Origin of the sequence: Pseudomonas mangrovi, assembly GCF_003052585.1 — a bacterium.
Lineage (GTDB): Bacteria > Pseudomonadota > Gammaproteobacteria > Pseudomonadales > Pseudomonadaceae > Aquipseudomonas > Aquipseudomonas mangrovi.
The window spans coordinates 101112-128072 of record NZ_QASN01000007.1; the positions used below are offsets into that span (position 1 = coordinate 101112).

Annotated in this window: 26 protein-coding genes and 1 pseudogene; 15 read left to right on the forward strand and 12 right to left on the reverse strand. The window is 64.4% G+C overall.

Features of this window, described 5'->3' with window-relative positions:
* Positions 1–964: 964 nt before the first annotated feature.
* Positions 965–1624 carry a polysaccharide lyase family 7 protein gene (locus DBO85_RS04640; protein WP_108105728.1) on the reverse strand — a complete coding sequence of 220 codons (660 nt, stop codon included), beginning with the start codon at positions 1622–1624 and terminating at the stop codon, positions 965–967.
* 523 nt (positions 1625–2147) lie between these two features.
* Here DBO85_RS04640 and DBO85_RS04645 point away from each other — a divergent pair.
* From DBO85_RS04645 to DBO85_RS04660, 4 genes are all read left to right on the forward strand, one after another.
* Entirely contained in the window at positions 2148–2495 is a 348-nt protein-coding gene (locus tag DBO85_RS04645; protein ID WP_108105730.1) for an ArsC family reductase, read from the forward strand.
* Positions 2496–2522: 27 nt separating this feature from the next.
* Positions 2523–3557, forward strand: coding sequence for a 2,3,4,5-tetrahydropyridine-2,6-dicarboxylate N-succinyltransferase (gene dapD, locus DBO85_RS04650; protein ID WP_108105732.1), 1035 nt, complete (start codon positions 2523–2525; stop codon positions 3555–3557).
* A 147-nt stretch (positions 3558–3704) separates the two neighbouring features.
* Positions 3705–4910 carry an aminotransferase class V-fold PLP-dependent enzyme gene (locus tag DBO85_RS04655; protein ID WP_108105734.1) on the forward strand — a complete coding sequence of 402 codons (1206 nt, stop codon included), beginning with the start codon at positions 3705–3707 and terminating at the stop codon, positions 4908–4910.
* Positions 4907–5317, forward strand: a complete 411-nt coding sequence (locus DBO85_RS04660) for a SufE family protein (protein ID WP_108105736.1) — start codon at positions 4907–4909, stop codon at positions 5315–5317. Before DBO85_RS04655 ends, DBO85_RS04660 begins: the two co-directional genes overlap by 4 nt.
* Before the next feature lie 212 nt (positions 5318–5529).
* Here DBO85_RS04660 and DBO85_RS04665 read toward each other — a convergent pair whose 3' ends face one another.
* Complete coding sequence (locus DBO85_RS04665) at positions 5530–6003, reverse strand: nuclear transport factor 2 family protein (RefSeq protein WP_108105738.1); 474 nt, start codon at positions 6001–6003, stop codon at positions 5530–5532.
* Positions 6004–6115: 112 nt separating this feature from the next.
* On the opposite strand from DBO85_RS04665, the gene DBO85_RS04670 reads away from it, so the two are divergent.
* A complete protein-coding gene (locus DBO85_RS04670; protein ID WP_108105740.1) occupies positions 6116–7075 on the forward strand; it encodes a GlxA family transcriptional regulator in 960 nt (319 codons plus the stop codon).
* A 19-nt stretch (positions 7076–7094) separates the two neighbouring features.
* Here the strand turns inward: DBO85_RS04670 and tusA are convergent, their stop codons facing one another.
* Together tusA and rlmM are read right to left on the reverse strand one after the other, a co-directional pair.
* Positions 7095–7361: a sulfurtransferase TusA gene (gene tusA, locus DBO85_RS04675; protein ID WP_407681446.1), complete on the reverse strand. Its 267-nt coding sequence runs from the start codon at positions 7359–7361 to the stop codon at positions 7095–7097.
* Positions 7362–7423: 62 nt separating this feature from the next.
* Entirely contained in the window at positions 7424–8473 is a 1050-nt protein-coding gene (gene rlmM, locus DBO85_RS04680) for a 23S rRNA (cytidine(2498)-2'-O)-methyltransferase RlmM (RefSeq protein ID WP_108105742.1), read from the reverse strand.
* Positions 8474–8758: 285 nt separating this feature from the next.
* Here rlmM and acnA point away from each other — a divergent pair, with 285 nt between their 5' ends.
* From acnA to DBO85_RS04700, 5 genes and pseudogenes are all read left to right on the forward strand, one after another.
* Positions 8759–11500 carry an aconitate hydratase AcnA gene (gene acnA, locus DBO85_RS04685; RefSeq protein WP_108105744.1) on the forward strand — a complete coding sequence of 914 codons (2742 nt, stop codon included), beginning with the start codon at positions 8759–8761 and terminating at the stop codon, positions 11498–11500.
* A 530-nt stretch (positions 11501–12030) separates the two neighbouring features.
* Positions 12031–12363 (forward strand): annotated as a pseudogene (locus DBO85_RS19815) (PAS domain-containing protein); the annotation flags it as partial.
* A gap of 177 nt (positions 12364–12540) precedes the next feature.
* Positions 12541–13599: a methyl-accepting chemotaxis protein gene (locus tag DBO85_RS04690; protein ID WP_456107128.1), complete on the forward strand. Its 1059-nt coding sequence runs from the start codon at positions 12541–12543 to the stop codon at positions 13597–13599.
* Between the two features lie 547 nt (positions 13600–14146).
* On the forward strand, positions 14147–15997 hold the full coding sequence (locus DBO85_RS19575) for a cellulase family glycosylhydrolase (protein ID WP_108105748.1): 1851 nt from the start codon (positions 14147–14149) through the stop codon (positions 15995–15997).
* 179 nt (positions 15998–16176) lie between these two features.
* A complete protein-coding gene (locus DBO85_RS04700; protein WP_108105750.1) occupies positions 16177–16638 on the forward strand; it encodes a GNAT family N-acetyltransferase in 462 nt (153 codons plus the stop codon).
* Between the two features lie 6 nt (positions 16639–16644).
* On the opposite strand, the gene DBO85_RS04705 is transcribed toward DBO85_RS04700, so the two are convergent.
* From DBO85_RS04705 to DBO85_RS04720, 4 genes are all read right to left on the reverse strand, one after another.
* A complete protein-coding gene (locus DBO85_RS04705; RefSeq protein ID WP_108105752.1) occupies positions 16645–18042 on the reverse strand; it encodes an FAD-binding oxidoreductase in 1398 nt (465 codons plus the stop codon).
* On the reverse strand, positions 18035–18517 hold the full coding sequence (locus DBO85_RS04710; protein ID WP_108105754.1) for a hypothetical protein: 483 nt from the start codon (positions 18515–18517) through the stop codon (positions 18035–18037). The genes DBO85_RS04705 and DBO85_RS04710 overlap by 8 nt, the downstream gene beginning before the upstream one ends.
* A gap of 157 nt (positions 18518–18674) precedes the next feature.
* Positions 18675–19046: a hypothetical protein gene (locus DBO85_RS04715; protein WP_108105756.1), complete on the reverse strand. Its 372-nt coding sequence runs from the start codon at positions 19044–19046 to the stop codon at positions 18675–18677.
* Positions 19047–19312: 266 nt separating this feature from the next.
* The gene (locus DBO85_RS04720) at positions 19313–19852 is read right to left on the reverse strand and encodes a DUF924 family protein (protein ID WP_108105758.1); all 540 of its coding nucleotides are present in this window, start codon (positions 19850–19852) and stop codon (positions 19313–19315) included.
* Between the two features lie 443 nt (positions 19853–20295).
* On the opposite strand from DBO85_RS04720, the gene DBO85_RS04725 reads away from it, so the two are divergent.
* Positions 20296–20745 carry a hypothetical protein gene (locus DBO85_RS04725; protein ID WP_108105760.1) on the forward strand — a complete coding sequence of 150 codons (450 nt, stop codon included), beginning with the start codon at positions 20296–20298 and terminating at the stop codon, positions 20743–20745.
* A gap of 54 nt (positions 20746–20799) precedes the next feature.
* Here the strand turns inward: DBO85_RS04725 and DBO85_RS19035 are convergent, their stop codons facing one another.
* The 4 genes from DBO85_RS19035 to DBO85_RS04740 form a co-directional block, all read right to left on the reverse strand.
* Positions 20800–21228, reverse strand: coding sequence for a hypothetical protein (locus DBO85_RS19035; RefSeq protein WP_146168165.1), 429 nt, complete (start codon positions 21226–21228; stop codon positions 20800–20802).
* A gap of 95 nt (positions 21229–21323) precedes the next feature.
* The gene (locus tag DBO85_RS04730) at positions 21324–21848 is read right to left on the reverse strand and encodes a demethoxyubiquinone hydroxylase family protein (protein WP_177429731.1); all 525 of its coding nucleotides are present in this window, start codon (positions 21846–21848) and stop codon (positions 21324–21326) included.
* A gap of 525 nt (positions 21849–22373) precedes the next feature.
* Positions 22374–22835, reverse strand: coding sequence for a hypothetical protein (locus tag DBO85_RS04735; RefSeq protein ID WP_108105762.1), 462 nt, complete (start codon positions 22833–22835; stop codon positions 22374–22376).
* A gap of 34 nt (positions 22836–22869) precedes the next feature.
* Positions 22870–23571, reverse strand: a complete 702-nt coding sequence (locus DBO85_RS04740; protein WP_108105764.1) for an alpha/beta family hydrolase — start codon at positions 23569–23571, stop codon at positions 22870–22872.
* A 62-nt stretch (positions 23572–23633) separates the two neighbouring features.
* On the opposite strand from DBO85_RS04740, the gene ccoN reads away from it, so the two are divergent.
* From ccoN to DBO85_RS04760, 4 genes are read left to right on the forward strand one after another with little or no spacing between them, the layout of a single operon-like run.
* Complete coding sequence (gene ccoN / locus DBO85_RS04745) at positions 23634–25073, forward strand: cytochrome-c oxidase, cbb3-type subunit I (RefSeq protein ID WP_108105766.1); 1440 nt, start codon at positions 23634–23636, stop codon at positions 25071–25073.
* Complete coding sequence (gene ccoO, locus DBO85_RS04750) at positions 25073–25684, forward strand: cytochrome-c oxidase, cbb3-type subunit II (protein ID WP_108105768.1); 612 nt, start codon at positions 25073–25075, stop codon at positions 25682–25684. Before ccoN ends, ccoO begins: the two co-directional genes overlap by 1 nt.
* Positions 25685–25689: 5 nt before the next feature.
* Complete coding sequence (locus DBO85_RS04755; protein WP_108105770.1) at positions 25690–25890, forward strand: cbb3-type cytochrome oxidase subunit 3; 201 nt, start codon at positions 25690–25692, stop codon at positions 25888–25890.
* Complete coding sequence (locus DBO85_RS04760; RefSeq protein WP_108105772.1) at positions 25887–26885, forward strand: c-type cytochrome; 999 nt, start codon at positions 25887–25889, stop codon at positions 26883–26885. Before DBO85_RS04755 ends, DBO85_RS04760 begins: the two co-directional genes overlap by 4 nt.
* Positions 26886–26961 lie beyond the last annotated feature (76 nt).

A 26961-nucleotide genomic window follows, 5' to 3' on the forward strand; every position in this document is an offset into this window, starting at 1 on the left:
CATGGCCCTAGTATCTTTTCTTGACGCCATAAAATTGACCCATCCGCGACCAACGGACTAATGGCCCCATAATGGCCATTTCGCTAAAAACGTGACGCACTTCATCAGCCAAATTTATGACGATTTTTTTGAAGGCTCTAGATCGCACACTTCAGCGCCGCGTCAAAACAACCGACGAGGGAAAACCGTTCGTCGACAGCCACGCCCTGACGCATTGAACCCACCCGCTCCAATGGCACTCTCGCTGGCGACTTGCGGCAATTCGCGCCTTTTACGCACCCGGCAAGCCTGCCGAGCCTCGCAACAAGTCCTGACTCCGCATAGCAAAGCCCCCTCCTGCACAGCTCTCAACAGCCATCGACGGCCTCGGCACCGGCAGACCAAGGCAGCAAGCAATCGCCAACACCAACCCAACCGAGACCCTTCACGCATCGACACCTGTACCGAGCAGCGGCACATCACAAACAGAGGAAGAGCGACACCCCCACAACCAGCAGCAACCGAGCAATGCGCGCAAATGAACCCGAGAAAACCGCAAGCAGACTCGGGACACGCACCCCCGCAAGAGCCTCAACAGAAGATCCAGGCAAGACAACCACCGGCGCTCAACCAGCAGAAGGAACGACAGCACTCAAACCAGAAAGCACACCCGCACCCAGCGAGATGCCAGGCCACCCACTGCCCAGACCAAGGCACCAGGTGCAGATGAGCCACAGGGCGCCCTACAAAGACAGCCAACCCCCACCAACACCTTTCCGACACCAGACCGAAAACCCCAGAAAACCCCGAGCAACGGTCAACGCACCTGGAAGCCTGCAGCGGACACCCCATAAGCGGTGCAGGACGCCACCAAGCAGACCAACCCAAACTAACAAGACAGAAACGAAAAGGCCGCAGAACAAGTCTGCGGCCCCTCATCGACACCCACTCATGACGGCGCCACCCGGCACCCCAAGAGCCCAACCTAGTAGTGGCGAGCCTTCAGCTCCTGGAATGTTACCCGACCACCCTCGGTCACCGGACCTTCGTTGTCGATCACGTAGGCACCCGCCTTGAAGTACATGTACAGCTTGCCCCAGGCCGGATCGATCTGCTCCTGATGAGTCAGACCATTGATCTTGGTAGTCAGCAGGCCGGTCTTGGACAGATTGACGTCGTAGGTGAAGTCATGACCGAGCGGCATGCTCGGGTAGGTCAGCACGGTCGGACTCTTGCTGTCGGTCGGCTTGGCGCGGATCTCGACAGTCACGTAGCCCACTTCACGCACATAGCTGTAAACCACCTTCAGGTACGGGTGCGGATGATCCGCCGCATGGATCTGACCGATGATGATCTTGCCACTACTGGGCACGGCATCGACTGCCAGCCTGGCAGCCATCTGATTGTTCGCCGCGGTGTATTTCCAGTTGCGCTTGAAGCCGAACGAATAGGTTTCACGCAGCTCGCTACGCGGATAGGTACTGCCCTGGGTACTGGTACCGGTCACCGGCGCCCAGAATTCGATCTGGGTACCGTCATTGCGGAAGTACTTGCTCTGATAGCCCTTCTTCAGCTGGCTGGTGGTGATGGTGATTGCAGGAGTGCCTTCAGGAATGGTGAGGTCCCAGGTGCCGACGTCGATCATGATGCTTACTCAAAGCGCAGTCGACTTCCGACTCTGACTGCACCTACTACGGGTGTACCGCGAATGTCCGCTCACGGTGTGGCGAGTGCCATGGCCCTAGTATCGTTTTTTGACGCCATAACGTTGACCCTCCGGCGACCAACGGATTAATGGCGCAATAATGGCAACCCCGTCAAAAATGTGATGAGTTTCAATAGCCAAATTTATGGCGATTTTTCCGACCGCTCTATTCCGATGCTCAGGGACGGCGCGTCAAAACAAGCGAAACGGCAAGACCGTTCGTCGCAAACGATCGACTGAACCGGCGAGAAGGCCCTCTGCGCCGCCGCAGAAGCTCCGTATCGATACGGATTCTCGTCTTCAGCCGCTCTGCAGCCCACCGTTTTACTCGGGCGAACACCCCGCACAGCACCCACACGCCGCTGTCGAGAGCCCGGTTTTCTTTCCCCCGTGGCATAATCGCCGGCCAAAAAAGTCCGCCACCTCCCCACTGGCGCGCGATCTGCAATCGCTGGAGCGTTCGATGAGCTACATCCTTTATGGCATCAAGGCCTGCGACACCATGAAGAAGGCCCGCACCTGGCTGGAAACGCAGGGCATCGACTACCAATTCCACGATTACAAGAGCCAGGGGATAGACCGCGCGCATCTCGAACGCTGGTGCAGCGAGCACGGCTGGGAAGTGGTGCTCAATCGCTCCGGCACCACCTTTCGCAAGCTCGACGAGGCCAGCAGGCAGGGCCTCGACCAATCCCGCGCCATCGAGCTGATGCTTGCGCAACCCTCCATGATCAAGCGCCCGGTGCTCGAACTCGACGGCCGCAGCCTGGTCGGCTTCAAGCCCGAACAGTACGCTGCAGCGCTTGCCTGACTCACATTCGTCAAGAAGGAAATGACCATGTCCCGCTCCCTGTTCAGCCTGGCCTTCGGTGTCGGCACCCAGAACCGCCAGGAAAACTGGCTGGAAGTCTTCTATGCCCAGCCCATGCTGGCGCCGTCCGCCGAACTGCTGGACGCCATAGCACCCATCCTCGGCTACCAGGGCGGCAACCAGGCCATCGGCTTCAACAAGAACCAGGCCACCGAGCTGGCCCATGCCCTGAAAGCCGTTGCCCCGGCCCAGGCCAGCCTGCTGGTGCGCCTGGCGGAGAGCCAGAACCCGCTGGTGGCAACCCTGCTCGCCGAGGACAGTGCACCCTCCTCCACGCCCGAGGCCTACCTCAAGCTGCATCTGCTCTCGCATCGCCTGGTCAAGCCGCACGGCCTGAACCTGACCGGCATCTTCGCGCTGCTGCCGAACGTCGCCTGGACCAGCCAGGGCGCAGTGGACCTCGCCGAACTGCCGGAGCGCCAGCTGGAAGCACGTCTGAAGGGCGAGCTGCTGGAAGTCTTCGCCGTCGACAAGTTCCCCAAGATGACCGACTACGTGGTACCGAGCGGCGTACGCATCGCCGACAGCGCGCGCGTGCGCCTGGGCGCCTACGTCGGTGAAGGCACCACGGTGATGCACGAAGGTTTCATCAACTTCAACGCCGGCACCGCAGGTCCGGGCATGATCGAAGGCCGCGTCTCGGCCGGGGTGTTCGTCGGCAAGGGCTCCGACCTGGGCGGCGGCTGTTCGACCATGGGCACCCTGTCGGGTGGTGGCAACATCGTCATCAGCGTCGGCGAAGGCTGCCTGATCGGTGCCAACGCCGGCATCGGCATCCCGCTGGGCGATCGCTGCACCGTCGAGTCCGGCCTGTACATCACCGCCGGCACCAAGGTCGCCCTGCTCGACGAGGGCAACGCGCTGGTCAAGGTGGTCAAGGCCCGCGAGCTGGCCGGCCAGGCCGATCTGCTGTTCCGTCGCAACTCGCAGACCGGCGCGGTGGAGTGCAAGACCAACAAGAGCGCGGTCGAGCTGAACGAAGCCCTGCACGCGCATAATTGAATGCGTCGCCGCGCCATGCCCCGTTGCGGCTGGCCGGCATTCGCAACGTCCCGACTGGTGTTTCCGGGCGCGTGATGATCAACAGGCCGGGCACATGCCCGGCCTGTCTATTTATACTCAGCCCCTTTCCTTGCGATACCCAAGCCCATGCCCCTGATCTCCCCCTGGCGCGGCGACTTTCCCGGCATCCTGGCTCTTCAGCGCGAAGGCCAGATTTACCTGGACAGTGCTGCCACCGCGCAGAAGCCGCAGGTCATGCTGGATGCGCTGCTCGGTTACTACGCCGGCGGAGCTGCCAACGTGCATCGTGCCCGGCACTTGGCCGCGGAGCGCGCCACCGTCGCCTTCGAGGCGAGCCGTGCCGCCGTCGCACGCTGGCTGAATGCGCAGAGCCCGGCGCAGATCCTCTTCACCAGTAACGCCACCGAAGCCTTCAACCTGGTCGCCTATGGCCTGGAGCACGAGTTCCAAGCTGGCGACGAGATCGCCATCAGTGCCCTGGAGCACCACGCCAACCTGCTGCCCTGGCAGCAGCTCTGCCAGCGTCGCGGCCTCCGCCTGGTGGTGTTGCCGCTGGACGAGCAAGGCAAGGTGGATCTGCCGGCGGCCGCCACGCTGATCGGCCCACGCACCCGCCTGCTCGCGGTCAGCCAGCTGTCCAATGTGCTGGGCACCTGGCAGCCACTGACCGAGCTGATCGCACTGGCCCGGGCGCAGGGTGCGCTGACCCTGGTCGATGGTGCCCAGGGCATCGTCCACGGCCGTCACGATCCGACCGCCCTGGGTTGCGACTTCTACGTCTTCTCCGGCCACAAGCTGTACGGCCCGGACGGCGTCGGCGTACTGCATGCTCGCAGCGAGGCCCTGGCACGCCTGCGCCACTGGCAGTTCGGCGGCGAGATGGTGCGTGTCGCCCACTATCACAGCGCCGAGTTCCACCCTGCACCGCTGGGCTTCGAGGCCGGCACCCCAGCGATAGGGCCGGTCATTGCGCTTGGCGCCAGCCTCGCCTACCTGGAAAGCCTCGACCCCGCCGCTTGTCTCGCCCATGAGCAGGCACTGCACGCGCACTTGCTGACCGGCCTGCGCGCCCGCGATGGCGTTCGCCTGCTCGGGGCGCCGGAGGCGGCGCTGGCAAGCTTCGTGGTCGACGACGTACACCCTGCCGATCTGGCTCAGTTGCTCGGCGACCAGGGGGTCGCCGTGCGTGGCGGCAGCCACTGCGCCATGCCGCTGTACGAGCGCATAGGCCTGCCCGGCTCGGTTCGCGTGTCGCTGGCCCTGTACAACGACGGCGGCGATCTTGCGCAATTCTTCCAGGCGCTCGATCAGGCCCTGGAGCTGCTGCGATGAGCGAGCTGCCCGCCGCGGCACGCCAGGCGCTGGCGTCGTTCAGCGCGGCCAGCGGCTGGGAAGCGCGGGCACGGCTGTTGATGCAATGGGGTGACCGACTGCAGCCCCTGGAGCCAGCGCTGCAGACCGAGGCCAATCGCGTGCAGGGCTGTGAGAGCAGGGTCTGGCTGATCGCGGAACGCCACCAGCAGGGCTGGCATTTCCGTGCCTACAGCGATGCCCGACTGTTGCGCGGCCTGCTCGCCGTGCTGCTGGCGCGGGTCGATGGCGAGGACCCGACCCGGATTGCCCAGCTCGATCTGGCTGACTGGTTCGCCCAACTCGGCCTGTCACGCCAGCTCTCGCCTTCACGCAGCAATGGCCTGAATGCGGTGCTGGCGCGCATCGGCGAGATGGTTCAAGGCTAGTTTCCGCCAGCCTCCCTGCACGCCGTAGGGTGGATGACGCCTTGTTCATCCACCGGGATTGTCTGGTGGATGGGTAAAGCGCCATCCCTAGGGTCGAGACCACCACACGACGTGCAGTGCCAGCCATCCCTCGTCCGACGCTGCACGCCACCTTTTCCCGCCGGGAGAAGGACAGCTGTGGGGCGATGGTGCAGTGCGGGCTCATGCGGGCTCTACTTCCGCGACTGGCGCCAGGCCTCAAGCGATCGGCGTGCCTGGGCGGCGATGGCGCGGCGGCCGGCCGGCAGTGCGCCGACCAGCCAACCTTTGGCGCCGAGGGCCTGGCGCGCCCAGCGCCAGAGGTCGAAATGATCGCGATGTTCGATGATCAGCCCGTCACGGAAGACGAACTCGGCGTGGATGCGGTTGAGCACGCTGCGGCCGGTCTGGGTGAAGGTGTAGCGCGCCTGCCATTGCGCCGAGCCGCGGGTCTGGTCGGCGTGTACGTCCGAAAATGTCAGCGAGAAATCCTGCGCCCGGCTGCAGAGCATCCGCCACATGTCGCCCGCCTCGGCACCCCGCAGGTCACGGAACGCCGGATCGCTGAAGCGCACCTTGGGGTGATAGCAGGCGCTCATGGCTTCGGCGTCGCCGCGTTGGAAGGCCTGGTAGAAGGTGCGGATCAGTTCGGCGTGGGCATTCGACATGGCATTGCTCCCTTGAGATACGCAGCAGTATGGCCCGTGCCAGCCTCGATGCCGATTGTCTTTAATGACAACTTGGTGTTTATATCCGCCACCCGCAGCCGAATCCGTCGCCATGCCCACCATCGCCTTCCACATCTGCCCGCAGACTGTCTGTTCCAGCCTGACCCAGGCGCTCGATGCGCTGGCCCTGGCCAATCATCTGGCGGGCGAACGCCTGTTCAACCTGCAACGCTTCAGTCATGACGGGCAGTCCGTAAGGCTGGGCTACGCGCGCATCGAGGTCGACGGCGATCTGGCAATGGCAGAACAGGCAGATCTGATTCTCCTGCCGGCCACCGGCAGCGCCATCGACCAGACGCTTGCGGCCAACCGAAGCTTCATCGACTGGTTGCGCCAGCGCCCGCCCAGCCAGGCGCTGGCGAGCATCTGCAGCAGCGCCTTCCTGCTGGCCGAATCCGGACAGCTGGACGGCGGCCTGGCCACCACCCACTGGGCCCTGGCCGAGCGTTTCCGCCAGCGCTATCCGCAGATCACCCTCGACTGCCGTGCCCTGCACACCCGGCACGGGCTGCGGCGCTGCTCGGGCGGCGCCCAGGCCGGGCTGGATCTGTGTCTGGAGCTGATCGCCGAGCACGCCGGCGAATGGCTCGCACAGCGGGTCGCCGAAACCCTGGTGGTGGCGCGTCGACGCGGCAGCCAGAGCCGCTACCGCAGTCTGCTGCCGGCACCGCGCAGTGCCGACCCCGCCGTGCTGGCACTGCTCGGCGAAATGCAGCGCCAGCCGGCCGCCAACCACGGCACCGAGGCGCTCGCCGAGCGTCTGCACTGCTCGCCACGAACGCTGCTGCGGCGCTTCCAGCAGGCCACCGGGCTGACGCCCAACGACTACCTGCAGCGCCTGCGCATCAGCGCCGCGCAACAGGCGCTGCACGATCCGCGACGCTCGCTGGAAAGCATTGCCCTGGCCGTCGGCTATCAGGATCGCGCAGGCTTCATCCGGCTATTCAAGCGCCTCTGCGGGGAAACCCCGGGCAGCTTCCGCCGCCGCCTGCAGCAGGACGCGGCAGACTGAGGGAAACCGCGGCCGCCGCTCAGTCGTTCTTCTTGCGAATCCAGTACAGGTAGCTGCCCTGCTGCTCTTCCTGGTGCACCAGCTCATGGCCAAGAAACAGGCAGAACTTGGGAATGTCGCGGCGCGTCGAGGGGTCGGTGGCGATCACCTTGAGCAGACCGCCGGCAGCCAGGTCACGCACCTTGCCGTGCAGCAGCATGACCGGCTCCGGGCAGAACAGGCCGGTGGCGTCGAGAATGGCGTCGGGAACGGCATCGCCAATCGCATCGGGGGTGGCATCGAACATCGCAGGGCTCCGAAAAACAGGGCGCGATTGTCGCCCAGACCAACGCGCAGGTCACCCGTGGATCACAGCCTGCGCAGGTGGCAGGTGACTTCCTCGCGGTCATGGTAGAGCTGCTTGCAGCCCAACTCGAAGGCGATGCCGCGGCTGCGCAGGTCGTCCTCGATGCGCTCCAGCAGGCGGCGCACCTCGGCGTAGCGCTGCTTCATCGGCAGCTTCAGGTTGACCACCGCCTCACGGCAGACACCCTCGCCGATCCAGGCTTGCAACAGCGCCGCGCTGCGTGCCGGCTTCTCGACGATGTCGCAGACCATCCAGTCCACCGGCCGCCGCGGACGAAAGACGAAGCCATCGGCCTGCAGATGCTCGACCAGGCCGGTGTCCATCAGGCTCTCGGCCATCGGCCCGTTGTCCACGGCGATCACCAGCATATGCCGGTTGACCAACTGCCAGGTCCAGCCGCCGGGCGCCGCGCCCAGATCGACAGCGACCATCTCCGGCGCCAGGCGCGTCTCCCACTGCTCGCGCGGGATGAAGTGATGCCAGGCCTCTTCCAGCTTCAGCGTCGAGCGGCTGGGCGCCTCGCGCGGGAACTTCAGCCGCGGAATGCCCATCGGCCAGAGCGCGCAGTTGTTCGACTCGGCCAGGCCGAGGAACACTTCGCGACCACTCTTGAAGGTCAGCAGCAGCCTGGGCAGGCGCGGGTCGTCGCGCAGCCGGCCGGCCTTTTCCAGCGCCTTGCGCAGCGGCCCCTCGAACTTGCGGCAGAAATTGGAGAGTTCCTTGCCGTCGTTGGTGTCAAGCACCTCCAGCCACAGGCTGCCGCACACCGGATAGCTTTCCAGGCGCGCCAGCAACACGCTGACACGATCGGTTTCCGGCAGCTCGACGAAGTCACCGCGGGCCCACTGGCGCGGAAAGATCAGCCGGGAAAAGCGCAGCTTGCGCATCAGTTTCTCGGCTCCACCGGCCTCGCTGCAGACGAACTCGGCACAGGCGCTGGCGGCCTTGCCCCTGGCATAGCCGGCGACTTCGAGCAGGGCGGCGTGCTCGCTGATCTCGGCGCAGACTTCACCTTCGAAGCCGGGCCGGCAGTGCATAAACAGAGTATTCATGGATGTTCTCCTGGGGCGCGCATCATACAGCCCCCGACACCTGCGCCGCTGCCATCGCAGGCCAGTGCGGGGAACCCCCCTGCCCCGTCCCGGTCCAGTCAGGTACCACAAAGGATTTACCGACGAGCAGTTGGCTACGCTGTTGGTCTGCGTTGGCTTTGCTCACCGTCGCAACGAGGACAATCAGGCTGCAGCGTCTGCCTTGGCCGACCCGGCAAGGCGGACGCACCTGCTCATCGGCAACAGCCCCCAGATGCCCGTGCCGTGCGGGCCGAGGAGATGCACATGGCTTCCCTGGACAGTTTCGCCTGCCGCCGCCACCTGGATGTCGGCGATACCCGCTACAACTATTTCAGCCTGCCCGATGCGGCCAGCCAGCTCGGCGATATCGCCCGGCTGCCGCACTCGCTGAAGATCCTGCTGGAAAACCTGTTGCGCTGGGAGGATGGCAAGAGCGTCACGGCCGAGGACATCCGCGCGTTGGCTGGCTGGATCGCCGAGCGTTCCGTCGAGCGCGAGATCCAGTACCGCCCGGCACGGGTATTGATGCAGGATTTCACCGGCGTGCCGGCGGTGGTCGACCTGGCGGCGATGCGCGACGCCGTAGCCCGTGCCGGAGGCGATGCCCGGCGCATCAACCCGATTTCGCCGGTCGACCTGGTGATCGATCACTCGGTGATGGTCGACCATTTCGGCACCCCCGACGCCTTCGCCGCCAACGTCGAGATCGAAATGCAGCGCAACGGCGAGCGCTACGCCTTCCTGCGCTGGGGCCAGCAGGCCTTCGACAACTTCCGCGTGGTGCCGCCGGGCACCGGCATCTGCCACCAGGTCAACCTCGAGTACCTGGCGCGCACGGTGTGGAGCAGCCTGCGCGACGGCGAGCACTGGGCCTACCCCGACACCCTGGTGGGCACCGACTCGCACACCACCATGATCAATGGCCTCGGCGTGCTCGGCTGGGGCGTTGGCGGCATCGAGGCGGAGGCGGCGATGCTCGGTCAGCCGGTGTCGATGCTGATCCCCGAGGTGGTCGGCATGCGCCTGACCGGTCGGCTGCGCGAGGGCATCACCGCCACCGACCTGGTCCTTCGGGTCACCCAGATGCTGCGCAGCCACGGGGTGGTCGGCAAGTTCGTCGAATTCTACGGCGACGGACTGGCCGAACTGCCGCTGGCCGACCGCGCCACCATCGCCAACATGGCACCGGAGTACGGCGCCACCTGCGGCTTCTTTCCAGTGGATGCGATCACTCTGGACTACCTGCGCCTGTCCGGCCGCCCGGCGCAAACCGTCGAGCTGGTCGAGGCCTACTGCAAGGCCCAGGGGCTCTGGCGCGAGGACGGACAGGAGCCGCTGTTCAGCGCCAGCCTGGAGCTGGACCTGGGCTCGGTGGAAGCCAGCCTGGCCGGACCCAAGCGCCCGCAGGATCGCGTGCTGCTCGGCGAGGTACGCCAGGCCTTCGAGCACTTCGTCGGTCTGCAGCTCAAGCCCACCGGCAAGGAAGAGGGCCGCCTGGAAAGCGAAGGCGGCGGCGGTGTCGCGGTCGGCAACGCAGACCAGGTGCGGGGCGTCGAGTACTGCCAGGACGGACAGACATGGCGCCTGGAAGACGGCGCGGTGGTGATCGCGGCGATCACTTCATGCACCAACACCTCCAACCCCAGCGTGATGATGGCCGCCGGCCTGGTCGCGCAGAAGGCGCTGGAGAAAGGCCTGCAGCGCAAGCCCTGGGTGAAGAGTTCGCTGGCGCCCGGCTCGAAGGTTGTCACCGAATACCTGGAAGCGGCCGGTCTTGCCGATTCCCTCGATCGACTGGGCTTCGATCTGGTCGGCTACGGCTGCACCACCTGCATCGGCAACTCCGGCCCGCTGCCAGCGGCGATCGAAAAGGCCGTGCAGAGCGCCGACCTGACGGTCGCCTCGGTGCTCTCCGGCAACCGCAACTTCGAAGGTCGCGTGCATCCGCTGGTGAAGACCAACTGGCTGGCCTCGCCTCCTCTGGTGGTCGCCTATGCGCTGGCCGGCACCGTGCGCATCGACCTGACCCGCGACCCGCTCGGCCACGGCAGCGACGGCCAGCCGGTGTACCTGCGCGACCTCTGGCCCAGCCAGCAGGAAGTCGCCGCGGCCGTGGCCAAGGTCGACAGCGAGATGTTCCGTCGCCAGTACGCCGACGTCTTCCGTGGCGACCAGACCTGGCGCGACATCCAGATCCCGCAGAGCCAGGTCTACGACTGGCAGGCGGACTCGACCTACATCCGCAATCCGCCGTTCTTCGACGAAATCGCCGGACAGCCGCCGCGCGTCAGCGACGTGCGCAACGCGCGCATCCTCGCCCTGCTCGGCGATTCGGTAACCACCGACCACATCTCGCCGGCCGGCAACATCAAGCTCGGCAGCCCGGCGGCGGACTACCTGCAGCGCCACGGCGTCGAGCCGCAGGACTTCAACTCCTACGGCTCGCGACGCGGCAACCACGAGGTGATGATGCGCGGCACCTTCGCCAACATCCGCATCCGCAACGAGATGCTCGACGGCGAGGAGGGCGGCCTGACCCGTCACGTGCCCAGCGGCGAGAAGATGGCGATCTACGACGCCGCCATGCGCTACCAGAACGAGGGCACGCCGCTGCTGATCTTCGCCGGCAAGGAGTACGGCACAGGATCCTCGCGGGACTGGGCGGCAAAGGGCACTCGCCTGCTGGGCGTCAAGGCGGTCATCGCGGAAAGCTTCGAGCGCATCCACCGCTCCAACCTGGTCGGCATGGGCGTGCTGCCGCTGCAGTTCACCGGTGGCGAGACCCGCCGGGGAATTGGCCTGACCGGCGACGAGGTGATCGCCATCAGCGGGCTGGAGGGCGTGGAGCTGCGACCGGGCATGCCGCTGTTCCTCGAAATACTCCGTCCCGATGGCAGCCAGTCGCGCCATGAGCTGCTCTGCCGCATCGACACCCTCAACGAGGTCGAGTACTTCAAGGCCGGCGGCATCCTGCACTACGTGCTGCGCCAGCTGATCAGTGGGTAAGGATTGGCTGGATGCAAGCGCCCTGCAGCAGCTCTTCCCTCCCCACCGAAAGAGGGTGCCGAAAACGGCTGAGGGATGCCCCGGCGTGCAGGGTCTCCATTCGTAGGGTGGGGGACGCCTTGTCCATCCACCGGGATTCTCTGGTGGATGGGTAGAGCGCCCTCCACCCTGCGGTCGAGACGGCGTGCAGTGCCAGCCATCCCTCATCCGGCGCTGCGCGCCACCTTCCCCCGCAGGAAGAAGGACAGCTGTGGGGCGATGGCGCGGTGCTGTACCAAATGGCGCCGCGAGCGCACCGCGGCTTTTCCTTCTCCCGCCGGGAGAGGGTGCCGCAGGCGGGTCAGGGAGGGTTCAGGCGACTCGCTGCTGAAGCCAAACGAAGGCACATCCAGTGATGTCTACTTGCCATCGCCATCGAAAACGTCAAAACTTCAGCGCCAAAAATACAGATACCTCTAAAGCAATACCTCGTCCCGCCGATAGCGGGCCTAGTCCTTGCGTACCCCCCTTCGAGAGTTCCCGTCCTGCCCATGCGAAACAACCAGCCCGTCAGCCAGCGTGAGTACCCATTCCCTGGCGAACAGCGCCTCATTTCCACCACCGACCAGAAGGGTGTCATCACCTACTGCAACGACGCCTTCGTCGAGGTCAGCGGCTATGCGCTCGAGGAACTGCTCGGCGCGCCGCACAATCTGGTGCGCCACCCTGACGTGCCGCCCGGCGTCTTCGCGCACATGTGGCAGACCCTGAAGAGCGGCGAGCCGTGGATGGGCATCGTCAAGAATCGCCGCAAGAACGGCGATCATTACTGGGTCAACGCCTACGTCACACCGATCATTGGCGATGGCAATCAGGTGGTCGGCTACGAGTCCGTGCGCACGCGCCCGGAACGCGAACAGATCCGTCGCGCCGAAGCGCTGTATCAGCGCATCAACGCGGGCAAACCGGCGGTACCGTTGCGCGACCGCTGGCTGCCGGTGTTCCAGCAGTGGCTGCCGCACATCTTCCTCAGCCAGATCGGTTTTCTGCTCGGCGTCTGGATGCACGCCGGCTGGGGCTTCCTACTCGCCGCATTGCTCTCGGTGCCGCTGGGTCTCGCCGGCCTGCACTGGCAGAACCTCGGCGTGAAGCGGCTGCTCAGGCTCTCCAGCAAGGCCAGCAACTCGCCCCTCATCGCGCAGATGTACACCGACAGCCGCGGCACCCAGGCGCGCCTGGAAATGACCATGCTGGCGCACGACGCGCACTTGCGAACCTGCCTGACCCGCGTCGAGGACAGCGCCCGCCAGCTTGGCGTTCAGGCGCGCGAGGCCGATGCCCTGGCTCGCGGTTCGGCCAGCGCGCTGCAGCGGCAGCGCCAGGAAACCGAGCTGATCGCCACCGCCATCACCGAGATGGCCGCCACCACCCAGGAGGTTGCCGGCAACGTGGTGCGCGCAGCCGACGCCACCGACCAGGCCAATCATCTGGTGAACCAGGGGCGCCAGACCAGCGAGCAGACACGCGAAGCCATCCAGCGCCTGTCGGCCACGGTCGCGGCGACCGCGGAATCCGTCGAGCGCCTGGCGGAGAACAGCAACGAAATCGGCAGCGTGGTCGACGTGATCAAGAGCATCGCCGACCAGACCAACCTGCTGGCGCTGAACGCCGCCATCGAGGCCGCGCGCGCCGGTGAAAGCGGTCGCGGCTTCGCTGTGGTGGCAGATGAGGTGCGTCAGTTGGCGAAACGTACCGGCGACGCCACAGGGCAGATCCACGGCCTGATCGAACGCCTGCAGCAACAGGCACGCAGCGCGGTGAACACGACCGAGGAAGGTCGCGAACACGCCGAGCAGGGTGTTCAGAAGGTGATGCTGGCCGACCAGGCATTGCTCGGCATCGGCACGGCGATGGAAAACATCGCCGACATGTCACGGCAGATCGCCGCGGCTGCGGAAGAGCAGAGCGCCGTCTCCGAGGAAATCAGCCGCAACATCGCGCAGATCGCCGAACTCAGCGACTCCACCGCATCCGACGCCCAGGCCACCGCCGCCTTGAGCGAAAAACTCACCAACACCGCGCAGCAGCAATACGCCCTGGTGACACGCTTCAATCGTTGAGCCGGGCTTCGGTTCCCGCGAACCGCGAGTCGTCTGAACCCTCCCTCACCCGCCTTCGGCACCCTCTCCCGAAGGAGAGGGAAAAGCCGCGGTGTGCTGGGCTTCTGATGGGCGCAAAACAGCGCCGGCCGGGTACAACTATCCTTCTCCCGCCGGAAGAAGGCAGCGAAGAGTACGACCGGCCTCGACCGTAGGGTGGATGGCGCTTTACCCATCCACCAGACAATCCCCGGTGGATGAACAAGGCGTCATCCACCCTACGGATGGAAAGCCACGCAGCGCCGGATGAGGGGTGGTTCAGCCTGCTGGGTGCCCAGCGAAACCGACCGCTGATCGGCCAGTGCGGCGCAGCCGCGGACAGCCTCGAACAAACCCTGCAACACGCAGTCTCAACGACCCCTTTTTCGCTCAGCGAGCTGGGTATGCCGGCAGGCGCAGACGCGCGTCCGGTTGCCACCCCGCAGTGCTCGCGCAGTCGTTACGCAAAAGGTCGGCGCCTTGCCGGCGCCGGATCGACTTCCCTCCAAGAACAACCGGGAGCTTCCCCATGCGTTTCCCCCTGCTCGACACCCTGCGCGGCTCGCTGCTGGCGCTGGCCGCCGCTGCGCCCCTGGCAATGGCCAGCACCGACGGCGAATACCGTATCCGTGCGCTGCACAGCAATCTCTGTCTCGAAGTCGCCGGCGCGTCCCAGGCCGAGGGGGCCAACCTGCGCCAGCAGACCTGCCGCTCCGATGCCGCGCAACAACGCTTCCAGGTCAGTGAACTGGGCAACGGCCTCTACAGTCTGGTCGCCCGTCACAGCGACAAGGCGGTCGAGGTCGCCGACGCCGCGCGCACCGCTGGCGCCAACGTCCAGCAGCGCAGCTGGAGCGGTGCCTTCCATCAGCAGTGGCAGGGCCGCCAGAGCGCCGGCAGTGTCGAGATTCGCCCGCGCCATGCCAACACCCTGTGTCTGGAGGTGCGCGACGGCAGCCTCGCCAACGGCGCCAACGTGCAGGTCGGCAGCTGCCAGGGCAGCAACCAGCAGAAGTGGAAACTCAGCCGCCTGGGTGACGGCGTGGCGAGTGGTCCCGGCATTCCGGCCACCGTCACGGTCGATGGCGCAGCCTTCAGCAGCAAGAGCACCGGTGGCGCCAGCGCGCAGAACAGCTGGAACATCTGGACCAACGGCCACATCGAGCACAGTTTCACCTTCAGTGACCCGAGCCGGGTCGAGGTGCTCGCGCGCGGCGAGCCGGCCGCTGGTGTCTGGCCGCAGATGCAGGTGAGCGTCGGCAGCACCCAGCTGGGCAGCGCCGTGGTGAACAGCAGCGACTGGAAGCGCTACAGCTTCGATGTCCGCGGCAAGCAGGGCAACCAGCCGCTGCGCATCGCCTTCAACAACGACCACATGGCCAATGGCGAGGACCGCAACCTGCTGGTGCGTTCGGCCAGCGTGCGCAGCTTCGCCAGCGCCGGCCCGGTCACCCCGCCGCCCGGTGGCAACCCGCCCAGCGGCACACCGGTATCGCGCCATGGCCAGCTGCGCGTGACCGGGCCCAACCTGCTCGACGCCAGCGGCCAGCCGGTACAGCTGCGCGGCATGAGCTCCCACGGCCTGCACTGGTACGGCCAGTACATGAACAGCGCCAGCATCAAGTGGCTGCGCGACGACTGGCAGGCCAACGTGGTGCGCGCCGCCATGTACACCGCCGAGGGCGGCTACATCAGCAACCCGTCGATCAAGAACAAGGTGATCGAGACCGTGGACGCGGCCATCGAGCACGGCCTCTACGTGATCATCGACTGGCACATCCTCTACGACAACGATCCGAACATGTACAAGCCGCAGGCCATCGCCTTCTTCCGCGAGATGGCGCAGCGCTACGGCAATCATCCCAACGTGATCTACGAGATCGCCAACGAGCCCAACGGCAACGTCAACTGGAACCAGCACATCCGCCCTTACGCCATGGATGTGATCAGCGCGATCCGCCAGATCGACCCGGACAACCCGATCATCGTCGGCACCGGCACCTGGAGCCAGGACATCCACCACGCCGCGGAAAATCCGCTACCCCAGGCCAACGTGCTCTACGCCCTGCACTTCTACGCCGGCACCCATGGCCAGGAGTTGCGCAACCGCATCGACTACGCACGCAGCCTCAACGCGGCGATCTTCGTCTCCGAATGGGGCAGCTCCCAGGCCAGTGGCGGCGGTGGCGTGTTCGTCAACGAAACCCGCAGCTGGATCGACTTTCTCAACCAGCGCGGCATCAGCTGGGTGAACTGGTCACTGGCCGACAAGGACGAAACCTCCGCCGCACTCGCCCCCGGCGCCAGCACCCAGGGTGGCTGGAGCGACAGCCAGCTGAGCCCGTCCGGGCGCCTGGTGCGTGAGCTGATGCGCAACTGACGCCATTCGGCGAGCGCTTTGCCCCGCCCGGTCCGAAGATTGCCGCTTCTGTGCAGCGTTCGGCCCGGGCAGCCTCTATTCTGGGTCTGCCCCTTCCCGCTATCACGATCAGCCGGGAGGGCGTCGACTCTCGTCAGCCGTCGCCGCCGCGACGGCTACCCGGACAAGGAACAATGCCGATGGAAACCCGCATCAGACAGGCCGGCCTGGACGACCTGGACAAGGTGGTCCCGCTCTTCGACAACTACCGGATCTTCTACGGCCAGGACAGCGACGTGGAAGCAGCCCGGCAGTTTCTCCTCTCGCGCATGGCCCATGGCGAATCGGTGATCCTGCTGGCCTGGCGCGGCCGTCAGGCGGTGGGCTTCAGCCAGCTGTACCCAAGCTTTTCCTCCACCAGCATGACCCGCACCTTCATCCTCAACGACCTCTACGTCGATGCCCGCGCCCGCCGCCAGGGCGTCGCCAGCCTGCTGCTCGAAGCCGCCGCCGACTATGCCGCAAGGCTTGGCGCCACCGGCCTGTCGCTCTCCACCGCCGTCGACAACCTCAGCGCCCAGGCGCTCTACGAGAAACACGGCTGGCAGCGCGACCGGCAGTTCTTCAACTACGAGCTGGCGCTGGTGGCAGAAGAGGACTGACTCGCCTCAGGGCACCCGGTAGTAGGCATCCCACAACCGATTGCGAAAACGGTTGTGCGGATCGACGCGCTGCTTGAGGGCGAAGAACTCCCCGGCCCGCGGATAGGCAGCGTGGAACTGCTCGCTGCTCGCATGAATCTGGTACGGCAGGTAGTAACTGCCCTGGTGGGCGATGGCCAGATCGATCAGCGCCCGCGTCCACTGCCCTACCCGCTCGCGGTCGGCCGGCGTCACGCCCTGGCGGTAGTAGATGACCAGCGCGAAGCAGTCCTTGCGCGCCCAGGCCAGCAACGTGCCGGGATCGGCTCGGGCGTGGCGGATGGAGATGTTCAGCGGCTGCACATCCATGCGCTCGAACAGCTCGCCCATGCCGGCGACGAAGGATTCCAGCTGTGCCTCGGGCACGAAGTACTCCTGCAGCACGTGGCTGAAATCCGCCGTGCTGATCGGCTGCAGCTCGGCCACATCCAGGCTGGCCTCGTGATTGCGCCACTGCACCAGCGGCTTGCGGTAATACAGGGGGTCCAGCAGCCCTTCGCGCAGGCGTGCACCGCCCGGCCCGGCACTGATCTGTCGCGCCTTGCGCAGCACTCGATAGTCGCGGTCCGCCGGCACCAGTCGCTCGGTAACGGTCAAGGGCGCATCGCTGCGCCGAAAGGACACCGCACGCACGCGGCGGTAGTCATCGGTGTAGAGAATAGCGTTATGCATCACCACCTCGCCGCCGCTCACTTCGCGGGCGAACCAGGCACGGTAGTCGGCCAGCGGCATGACCTCGGTATGCCGCTCCAGCCGGCTGTTCTCATCCAGCGCCAGGGTGGCCTCGACGATCACGCCCAGGCCGCCATAACCGCCGATGGCGCCGTAAAACAGCTCGGCGTTCTGCTGCGGGCTGGCCTGCACCAGGCTGCCATCGGCCAGCACCAGGCGGATCGAGCGCACCGCCAGCACCAACGGCCCCTGGCCGACATAACGACCATGCACATTGACGCTCAGCGAGCCGCCCACGGTGAAGTTCGCGTAGGACTGCATGATCCGCGGCGACAGATCATGTGGATCGATATGCTCGAGAATCTGCCGCCAGGTGATCCCGGCCTGCACGCGAATCTCGCGGCGCTCGAGATCCAGCTCGAGCACTCGATCGAAGCCGCGCATGTCCAGCTGCAGCGCGCCGTCGCTCGCGGTCTGCCCACCCATGCTGTAGCGCGCGCCGCCGATGGCGATGGGGCCTGGGTGTTCGCGGACCAGGCGAACGATCTGCTCAAGCTCGGTCGGCGCCACCACCTGCGCCACCTGGACCGGGTTCATCCCGCTGACATCGTTGACGATCTCGGCAGCTGTCGCGCGAAGGCCGAGCAGCAGCACGGCGACACCGACGATGGTCAGCGCGCGCAGGCTATTCATCCGCGGTCGGCGCCGAGCGCGAGGCGCGGGCATGCGCGGGCACGTTCACCAGCCCGGCACCCAGCACCTGGCTGCCCTGCTCGGGCGACGCGACCCACACCGCCACCTCGAACTGCGGCCAGTCCACACCGCGCAGGAGCACGACGCCAGGCTCCTCGGAACAGGCCGCCAGCGCGAAGCCCTGGTCCGGATGGTCCTGGGCGTCGAGCAGCAGATCCACGCCCCAACCCAGTTCGGAATCATGCGCGTAGCCTTCGGCTTCAAGCTGTCGATACGCCGCGACGAATTCCGGCGCAACCTGCCCGTCGGCCGCCAGCCAGTCCGCCACCGACTGTTCGCTGCGGCGCTCGAAGACATCCTCCAGATAGGCCAGATAGCGATTCATGAAACCCACTGCGGCCTGCGCCTCTTTCGAGCAGTCAGCCAGGCAGGGAAATGCCAGAAACAGGGAAGCGATCAGCAGGGCTGCTTTCATCTGGGACTCTCAACGAAATGGATCAATGAACGGCCGCCGCCGGCCGTATCGGCATGGCTGTCAGCGGGGCGCGCCGATCAGCAGGTGACTCCTTGGCCGAGGCTTGATGCAGCAGACAGCCGTGAAGCGCACCGCCCACGCTGCATCGCAAGCCCCCTCATTGCAGCACCCAGCGACTGGCGAGCCGGGCCAGCAGCGCCGTGACCAGACCACATGCCACGCCCCAGGGCAGCAGTGCAGGCTCGATCACGCCGACCAGGCAGCCCAGCAGCACCCCCAGCCCGGCGGCGACCACCCAGCCACCACGGCCTCTACGCCAGAACCACCAGTAGATCGGCGCACCCAGCAGCAGCGCCGGCACCGCACCCAGCGCGAGGGTGACCCAGAAGCCGGCCCAGAGCGCGCCGGCCACATCCCACAACTCACTCGGGGAAAGCACTTCGGATACCGCGAGCACCATTGCAGTCCCGCAAGCCACCAGAAAAAGGGCCAGCGCACTGCACGCAACAAGAGCCAGTAGCTGTTTCATCAGGACCTCCTGTCCTGCCTTGGATTGCGACATCGATACCGATACCGATACCGATACCGATACCGATACCGAACGTAGGGTGGACAACGGCGCAGCCTTGTCCACCTGTGGTTGCGACGCACGCATAGCTTGAACCGCGCGCACTGTTCGCTGCCAGCGTCAGCCAGCGCTTCTGTGCGCCGCCACGCGAACCACCGGTTTCAACAGCTCGATAGCCCGTCGCCCAACCGGAAAATCTGAAGGCCCACTACCGCTGCCGGCGGCCGCTAAAAGCTCGACCCCGGCTCCTTGAGAAACGCCCGCTCCTGCTCGGAGGACTCCCGCCCCAGCGTCTGGTTGCGATGCGGATAGCGACCGAAGCGGTCGATGATCTCCTTGTGGCGCACTTCGAACCTGAAGCTGGTCGCCGAGGTAAACGCCTTGAACAAGCGCTCGGCCTGCACATGGATGGCCGGCGATTCACTGTGCATGTACGGCATCAGCAGAAAACCGCGTTGCTCCTGCTCCAGCACATCCAGCGCGCCCGCGGCGACCGCCTCCTGTGCCAGCACCAGCGCCATGCCGTCCTGGGCATAGGCCTGCGGCGTATCGCGATGGATATTCCGCGAGAACTGGTCCAGCACAAGGATCTCCGCCAGCCGCCCAGGTGCCGATTCCCGCCACTCGTAAAGCTCCCCACGCGCCGCCTGGCAAAGCAGCTGGGCATAACGCTCACGCAGGAGCGCATCGAACGCCGGGTCGACATTCCACCACTGCCTGGGCTCGATCTCCTCGAACCAGAAGGACAGGATCTGTTCGTAGTTCATCGCATTGCCTCCGCGCACCCGTGTCTCCGCCAAAGAAGAGGTTTCGATTCCAGGGGTCAGCGCAGGCGGCGCAGCGCAAGGCCGGCTCGCCCAGCAGATCGTCCGTCTGGCAGTCTCCCACCCGGCTATGGTGCATGCACCTACCCCTCCACTACCGTGAAAACACGCTGATACGCCGCGCCCATCCGAGTTGCGCCAATCTTCGAAGCGCTGGCATACCGAGCCAGGTTGAAGCCCTGCAGCAACGAGGATGCGCACCTACCTCGAACCAGAGAATCCCGATTGCAAGGCGCCAGCAACCAGTAGTCCGCAGGACAGCCAACGCCGAAGAACAGACGGCTCTTTCCAAGCTACCCACCCTGCGCCCAGTATCACCGCCGTTGCCAACCTGCGCCGCGTAAAGGACGCACGGATCGGTCGCCCCCAATACCAAGGAGCCTCGCGTGCGCCACCCCGTCATTCAAGAAGAACCTACCGGATGCGGCATAGCAGCCGTCGCCAACATCCTGGGCAAGACCTACGCGGAGATGAAGACCATCGCCAATGCCATGGGCGTCCATGCGGAAGATGAATCGCTGTGGTCGCAGACCCGACATGTGCGACGCATGCTGTCCGACGCGGGGGTGGCAGCGTCCGAAGGTGAAACCCCTTTTGAGTCATGGGAGTCGCTGCCGGATCTGGCGCTGCTGGCCATCAAATACCATCAGGAACACGGCAGAGATTTCTGGCACTGGGTGGTATTCAAACGCGCTGCAGGTCAGGCGTACGTCCTGGATTCCGCCAGCTACCTGCCCAGCAATCTCCGCACGGACTTCGATGCCATGCAGCCCAGGTGGTTTATCGCGGTGGCCGCAGCGCCCGAGGAAAGCGGGAGATCCACAGCGCAAACGTAGTTATAGGGCGTATTGAGTCGGGGTCTGTCCCCGTTTACGGTACGGCGAAAACCATTATGGGAAGCTTGTGGCTTTAAACGATGCACCTTTCAAGTTTGAAAGATTTTCAAGTTCGCGAAAATGCGCTTGCGCGCCCAAGTATATTATTTCCGCTCCTTTCAGATCATCTGTTTCAAGATCGACCAAGGTTGAATTCAATGTGTTGTAACTCAAATTAAAATCTGGGCCTATAACGGCAACGGTCGCCCTGGTTGTGGCAGCTTGTTTTAACAAGACTGTAAGCTTGCTTTTGACAGAATCAACAGATGTGCCTTCTGGAAGATAGAACATATACATTTCTGTCTGTTCTGGGCTGGCGAGCTGTCCTGCTTTCTGTATCGCCGCATTGATGTCAAAGGATTGCTTAACTTGTGATGGAGATGGCGTGGAGCACCCGAATGAAAAGAGAATTGCCAGTGTCACTAAAAATTTTTTGGCGTGCATAAAATCTTCCTTGGTTTCTAACGTTTGGTTAAGGGGCAGGCTTTAGCCGGTCCCGAGTGAGCGAAGCGAGCGGCTTGAACCACTTGTTAGACTTTTCAGGTACAAGCCGCGACAAATTTCGCAGCATATGAGCACTGCGTGGCCAGTTTGCTTACAAGCTTTGATTTAAGGCCTGAAAAATCAGCCTTATCTGCCGCTATATGTTGGTGAAGTAGCTCATCTTTTTGAATTTCTAAAACAGCTTTGAATATTTCAGGTTCTTTTTCTCTGAAAAAAGATGCTGCATCATCTAGTTCTTTATTTACGATCTCCTCAATCCTTGCAGTACTAACCCAAATGGAGTTCTCTCCTAATACGCCGACGAAGAGCCCGTAAATAATCCCAGCACCGCACCAAAGTATTGGCGGAAGCCCTTTGCTTATATTCTTGTCTTTTACAAATTGACCGAATATTGAAAAATGCTCGCACTCATGCCGATGCATCTCGTCTAGTGAAGGCACCATCTTCGGGAAAAATATTTTGGCGATTACTCTATGCCCATAATAGACGCCTGTTGCGCCTTTCTCACAGGCGTGAATTACCTTAAGTTGCTTTTCAATGGTATCCGAATTGCAATGCACTTAAGAGACCCCTATGAGTCTAACAGTGATTAAATAGCGAGCGGCATTAATACATAACGCTCGCGTGCGGTATAACTCCGCAAACCCGGAGCTTCCTGAAAAAAACTCTCTTCTAGAAACAACAACTTTCCTGATCGGTCCGACGCCTTTCTGTATTCGCGTTACGGCTGCATTTCGTGAATTCATTACACCCGTGCAAAGAAGCGGCTTCGGGCTGGGGCGTGGAACATGGCGGAAGATACTGAAGCCAGGGCTTGCTGGAACAATAGCGGGAAAATGACGGCGATCCTTTCCGGTAGAGGGGGTTCTGCACGTCCTTGCTGGCCTGAGGTTAATGCAGGTTTGCAATCAGGCTCAAGCAATGAAGGGGTTCGAGAGCCGGGGCGGGCCTGACAGCCTCCATAGTTGCGGCTTGGGGCTTGCCCAGCGAGGCCAACGATCATCGGTAAGCCAAGGGCGTCACCGCCGGGCTCGGCGCTTCAGCTCATCGACGTCGGCAAGCACGGCGTGGTGCGGTCAGCTCCCTTACTCTTCCGCCTCTCCCCCATCCGGCATCATCAATACCAGCGGCTCGCACTCGGCCGCCGAGCAGCCGAACTCGCGGATTTCGTTGCCGTTATTCCAGCTGGCGGTGGCCGCGGCGTTGATGGCGAAGTTCCAGCGCTGGCCGTCGGCCTGCAGCTCGCCGGTGATGCGGCAGGGCAGGAAGTAGAAGCGTTGATGCAGGCCGCTGCCTTCGGCGTAGCGCTGGCTCAGGCTGAAAAAGCGCTCGACCTGTTCGGGGGTCAGCCGCCAATCGCGGCAGGCTTCGGCCAGGCCGGGTTCTTCGCGGCCGTGGGTGGTCGGGCCGAGTTCGGCGGCGGACACGCTCAATACCCGCAGGCCCTGCTCGGGGGCGTCCGGGGCCTGGGCCGGGCCGCTGCTCTGGCAGCCTGCCATCAGCAGTACTGCTGCCAGAACCGGGAATTTCTCTGTCATCCGTTTCATTTCACTCTCCTGTCTATAAGCAGTGGCTCGCGGGCTACGAGCCAGGGGCCAGCGTGGCGGACAACCAGTCTGCGGTCACCTGCGCCGCTTCCTGCAGTTGCAGCTCCTGGGTCAGGCCGCTGCTGCGCAGGGGTTTGAAGTCATGGTCGGCGGTTGTCAGCCAATGCAGCTGGATACTCGGCGACAGTGCATAGCCTGCCACTTCCGCGCGGCCGCCGAAGGGATCGCGTTCACCCTGCACGATCAACGTCGGCGTGGCCAGTTGCGCCAGATGCTCGGTGCGCAGCTTGTCCGGTTTGCCCGGCGGGTGGAATGGATAGCCCAGGCAGACCAGCGCATCGGCGCCCAGCTCGTCGGCCAGCAGGCTGGCCATGCGTCCGCCCATGGACTTGCCGCCGATGGCCAGTGGCCCTGCGACCTGTAGCCGCACTAACGCGTGCACCTGGCGCCAGCTATCGAGCAGAACCGGCTGCCGATCCGGTGGGCGACGACCGCCGTTGGCCCGCCGCGAGACCATGTAGGGAAACTCGAAACGCACCACCGCCAGGCCCCGTGCGGCCAGCAGCTGAGACATCCGTTCCATGAACGGACTGTCCATGGGCGCGCCGGCGCCGTGGGCGAGGATCAGTGTCGCCCACGCACCGCCTGCAGGCCGCGTCCAGCGCAGCTCCGAGTATCCCTGACCACTCTGTGGGTATTGATCCGGGTCAATACCGGCACTTTGCCCTTTCACCATGCTTGCGTCGCTTTCCCTAAAACGAAAGAAATCTGCCCGTAACCGTGGATGGAAGCCCATACATGAACACAGCAACCAGTACCGCCTACAACTACAGGGTGGTCCGCCAATTCGCCATCATGACGGTGGTGTGGGGTATCGTCGGCATGCTGGTCGGCGTCCTCATCGCCGCTCAGCTGGCCTGGCCGGATCTCAACATGAACCTCCCCTGGACCAGCTTCGGTCGCCTGCGACCACTGCATACCAATGCGGTGATCTTCGCCTTCGGCGGCTGCGCCCTGTTCGCCTGCTCCTATTACTCGGTGCAGCGTACCTGCCAGACCACCCTGTTCGCGCCCAAGCTGGCGGCCTTCACCTTCTGGGGTTGGCAGCTGGTGATTCTGCTGGCCGCGATCACCCTGCCACTGGGCATCACCACCTCCAAGGAATACGCGGAGCTGGAGTGGCCGATCGACATCCTGATCGCCGTGGTCTGGGTCTCCTACGCCATCGTGTTCTTCGGCACGCTGATCAAGCGTCGCACCTCGCACATCTACGTCGGCAACTGGTTCTTCGGTGCCTTCATCCTGACCGTGGCGCTGCTGCACATCGTCAACAACCTGGAGCTGCCAGTCCACCTGACCAAGTCGTACTCGGTGTACTCCGGTGCAACCGATGCGATGGTGCAGTGGTGGTACGGCCACAACGCAGTGGGCTTCTTCCTGACCGCCGGCTTCCTGGGGATCATGTACTACTTCGTGCCCAAGCAGGCCGGTCGCCCGGTCTACTCCTATCGCCTGTCGATCGTGCACTTCTGGGCGCTGATCGCGGTGTACATCTGGGCCGGCCCGCACCACCTGCACTACACCGCCCTGCCGGACTGGGCGCAGTCCCTCGGCATGGTGATGTCGCTGATTCTGCTGGCACCGAGCTGGGGCGGCATGATCAACGGCATGATGACCCTCTCGGGCGCCTGGCATAAGCTGCGCAGCGACCCCATCCTGCGTTTCCTGGTGGTTTCGCTGGCGTTCTACGGCATGTCGACCTTCGAAGGTCCGATGATGTCGATCAAGACCGTCAACGCCCTCTCCCACTACACCGACTGGACCATCGGCCACGTCCACGCCGGCGCCCTCGGCTGGGTTGCCATGGTCTCCATCGGCGCGCTCTACCACCTGATTCCCAAGGTGTTCGGCCGCGACAACATGCACAGCATCGGCCTGATCAACGTGCACTTCTGGATGTCGACCATCGGCACCGTGCTCTACATCGCCTCGATGTGGGTCAACGGCATTGCCCAGGGCCTGATGTGGCGCGCAGTGAACGAGGACGGCACCCTGACCTACTCCTTCGCCGAGGCGCTGGACGCCAGCCACCCGGGCTTCGTGGTCCGCGTGCTTGGTGGCTTCATCTTCTTCGCCGGCATGCTGGTCATGGCCTACAACACCTGGAAAACCGTCGCCGCAGCCAAGCCTGAAGAAGTTGCCGCCTGCGCGAAGTACACGGTTGAAGGAGCCCACTGATGAAAAGCCACGAGATAGTCGAGAAGAACGTCGGCCTGCTGGCCCTGTTCATGGTCCTGGCGGTGAGCATCGGCGGTCTGACCCAGATCGTCCCGCTGTTCTTCCAGGACGTGGTCAACGAGCCGGTGCAGGGCATGCGGCCCTATACCGCGATGCAGCTGGAAGGCCGTGACATCTACATTCGCGAAGGCTGCGTCGGCTGCCATTCGCAGATGGTCCGTCCGTTCCGCGCCGAGACCGAGCGCTACGGCCACTACTCGGTAGCCGGTGAAAGCGTCTGGGATCACCCGTTCCTGTGGGGTTCCAAGCGCACCGGTCCGGACCTCGCCCGCGTTGGCGGCCGCTACTCCGATGACTGGCACCGCGCGCACTTGTACAACCCGCGCAACCTGGTGCCCGAGTCGAAGATGCCGGCCTACCCCTGGCTGGTCGAGAACACCCTGGACGGCAAGTACACCGCGAAGAAGCTGTCGGCCATGCGCACCCTGGGCGTGCCCTACACCGACGAGGACATCGCCGGCGCTCGCGCGGCGGTCGAGGGCAAGACCGAGATGGACGCGCTGGTCGCCTACCTGCAGGTGCTCGGCACCAGCCTGCAGAACAAGAGGTAAGCGCCATGCCCGACGTTCTATTCGACACGGGGACCATTCGCGGCCTCGGTACGCTGCTGATCTTCGTCGCCTTCATCGGCGTCGTGATCTGGGCCTACAGCGCCCGCCGCAAGCCGTCCTTCGACGAAGCGGCGCTGCTGCCCTTCGCCGACGAACCCCAGATGGGTGGCCACGCCCTGTCCGTATCTAGGAGCACTCAACAATGACCACGTTCTGGAGCTGGTACATCACCGCGCTGACCTTCGGCAGCCTGGTGGCGTTGATCTGGCTGATCTTCGCCACCCGCAAGGGCGAGCCGAAGGGCACTACAGAGCAGACCCTCGGCCATTCATTCGATGGCATCGAGGAGTACGACAACCCGCTGCCGAAGTGGTGGTTCCTGCTGTTCATCGGCACCATCATCTTCGGCGTCGCCTACCTGGCGCTCTACCCGGGACTGGGCAACTGGAAGGGCGTGTTGCCCGGCTACCAGTATCTCGACGGCCAGGAAAAAACCGGCTTCGCCAGCGAAGCACACCTGCCGGAAGAGAAGCGCAGCGGCGGCTGGACTCAGGTCAAGCAGTGGGAGTTCGAGATGGAGCGTGCCCGCAAGGAGTACGACCCGATCTTCGCTCAGTACGCCAAGACCGACATCGCCACCCTGGCCGGCGACGAGCAGGCGATGAAGGTGGGCGCGCGCCTGTTCACCAACTACTGCACCGTCTGCCATGCCTCCAGCGCCAAGGGTGCGCCGGGCTTCCCCAACCTGACCGACAAGCACTGGCGCTGGGGCGGTGAGCCCGAGCAGATCAAGACCAGCATCCTCGCCGGACGTACCGGTGTGATGCCGGCCTGGGCCGCGGTGATCCAGGAAGAAGGGGTGAAGAATGTCGCCGCCTACGTCCGCGGTGAACTGGCCGGTCTGCCGCTGGAAGGCAGTACCGCCGACGTGGCAGCCGGCAAGCAGATCTTCGCCAGCACCTGCGTGGCCTGCCACGGGCCGGACGGCAAGGGTGTCGCCATGATGGGTGGCCCCGACCTGACCAAGCCGGCCGGCTGGATCTACGGCGTGGAACTGACCGACCTGCAGCAGACCATCCGCTATGGCCGCAACGGCCGGATGCCGGCGCAGGAGCAGTACCTGGGCCACGACAAGGTCCATCTGCTGGCGGCCTACGTCTACAGCCTGTCGCACCAGGCCGAAGAAACCGCACAGAAGTAACACCCGCAATACCCGCTGGCGGTGTCCGCGCCGCCAGCACCCTCCCCGCTCTATCTCCCCCTGACGCCAAGCCGAC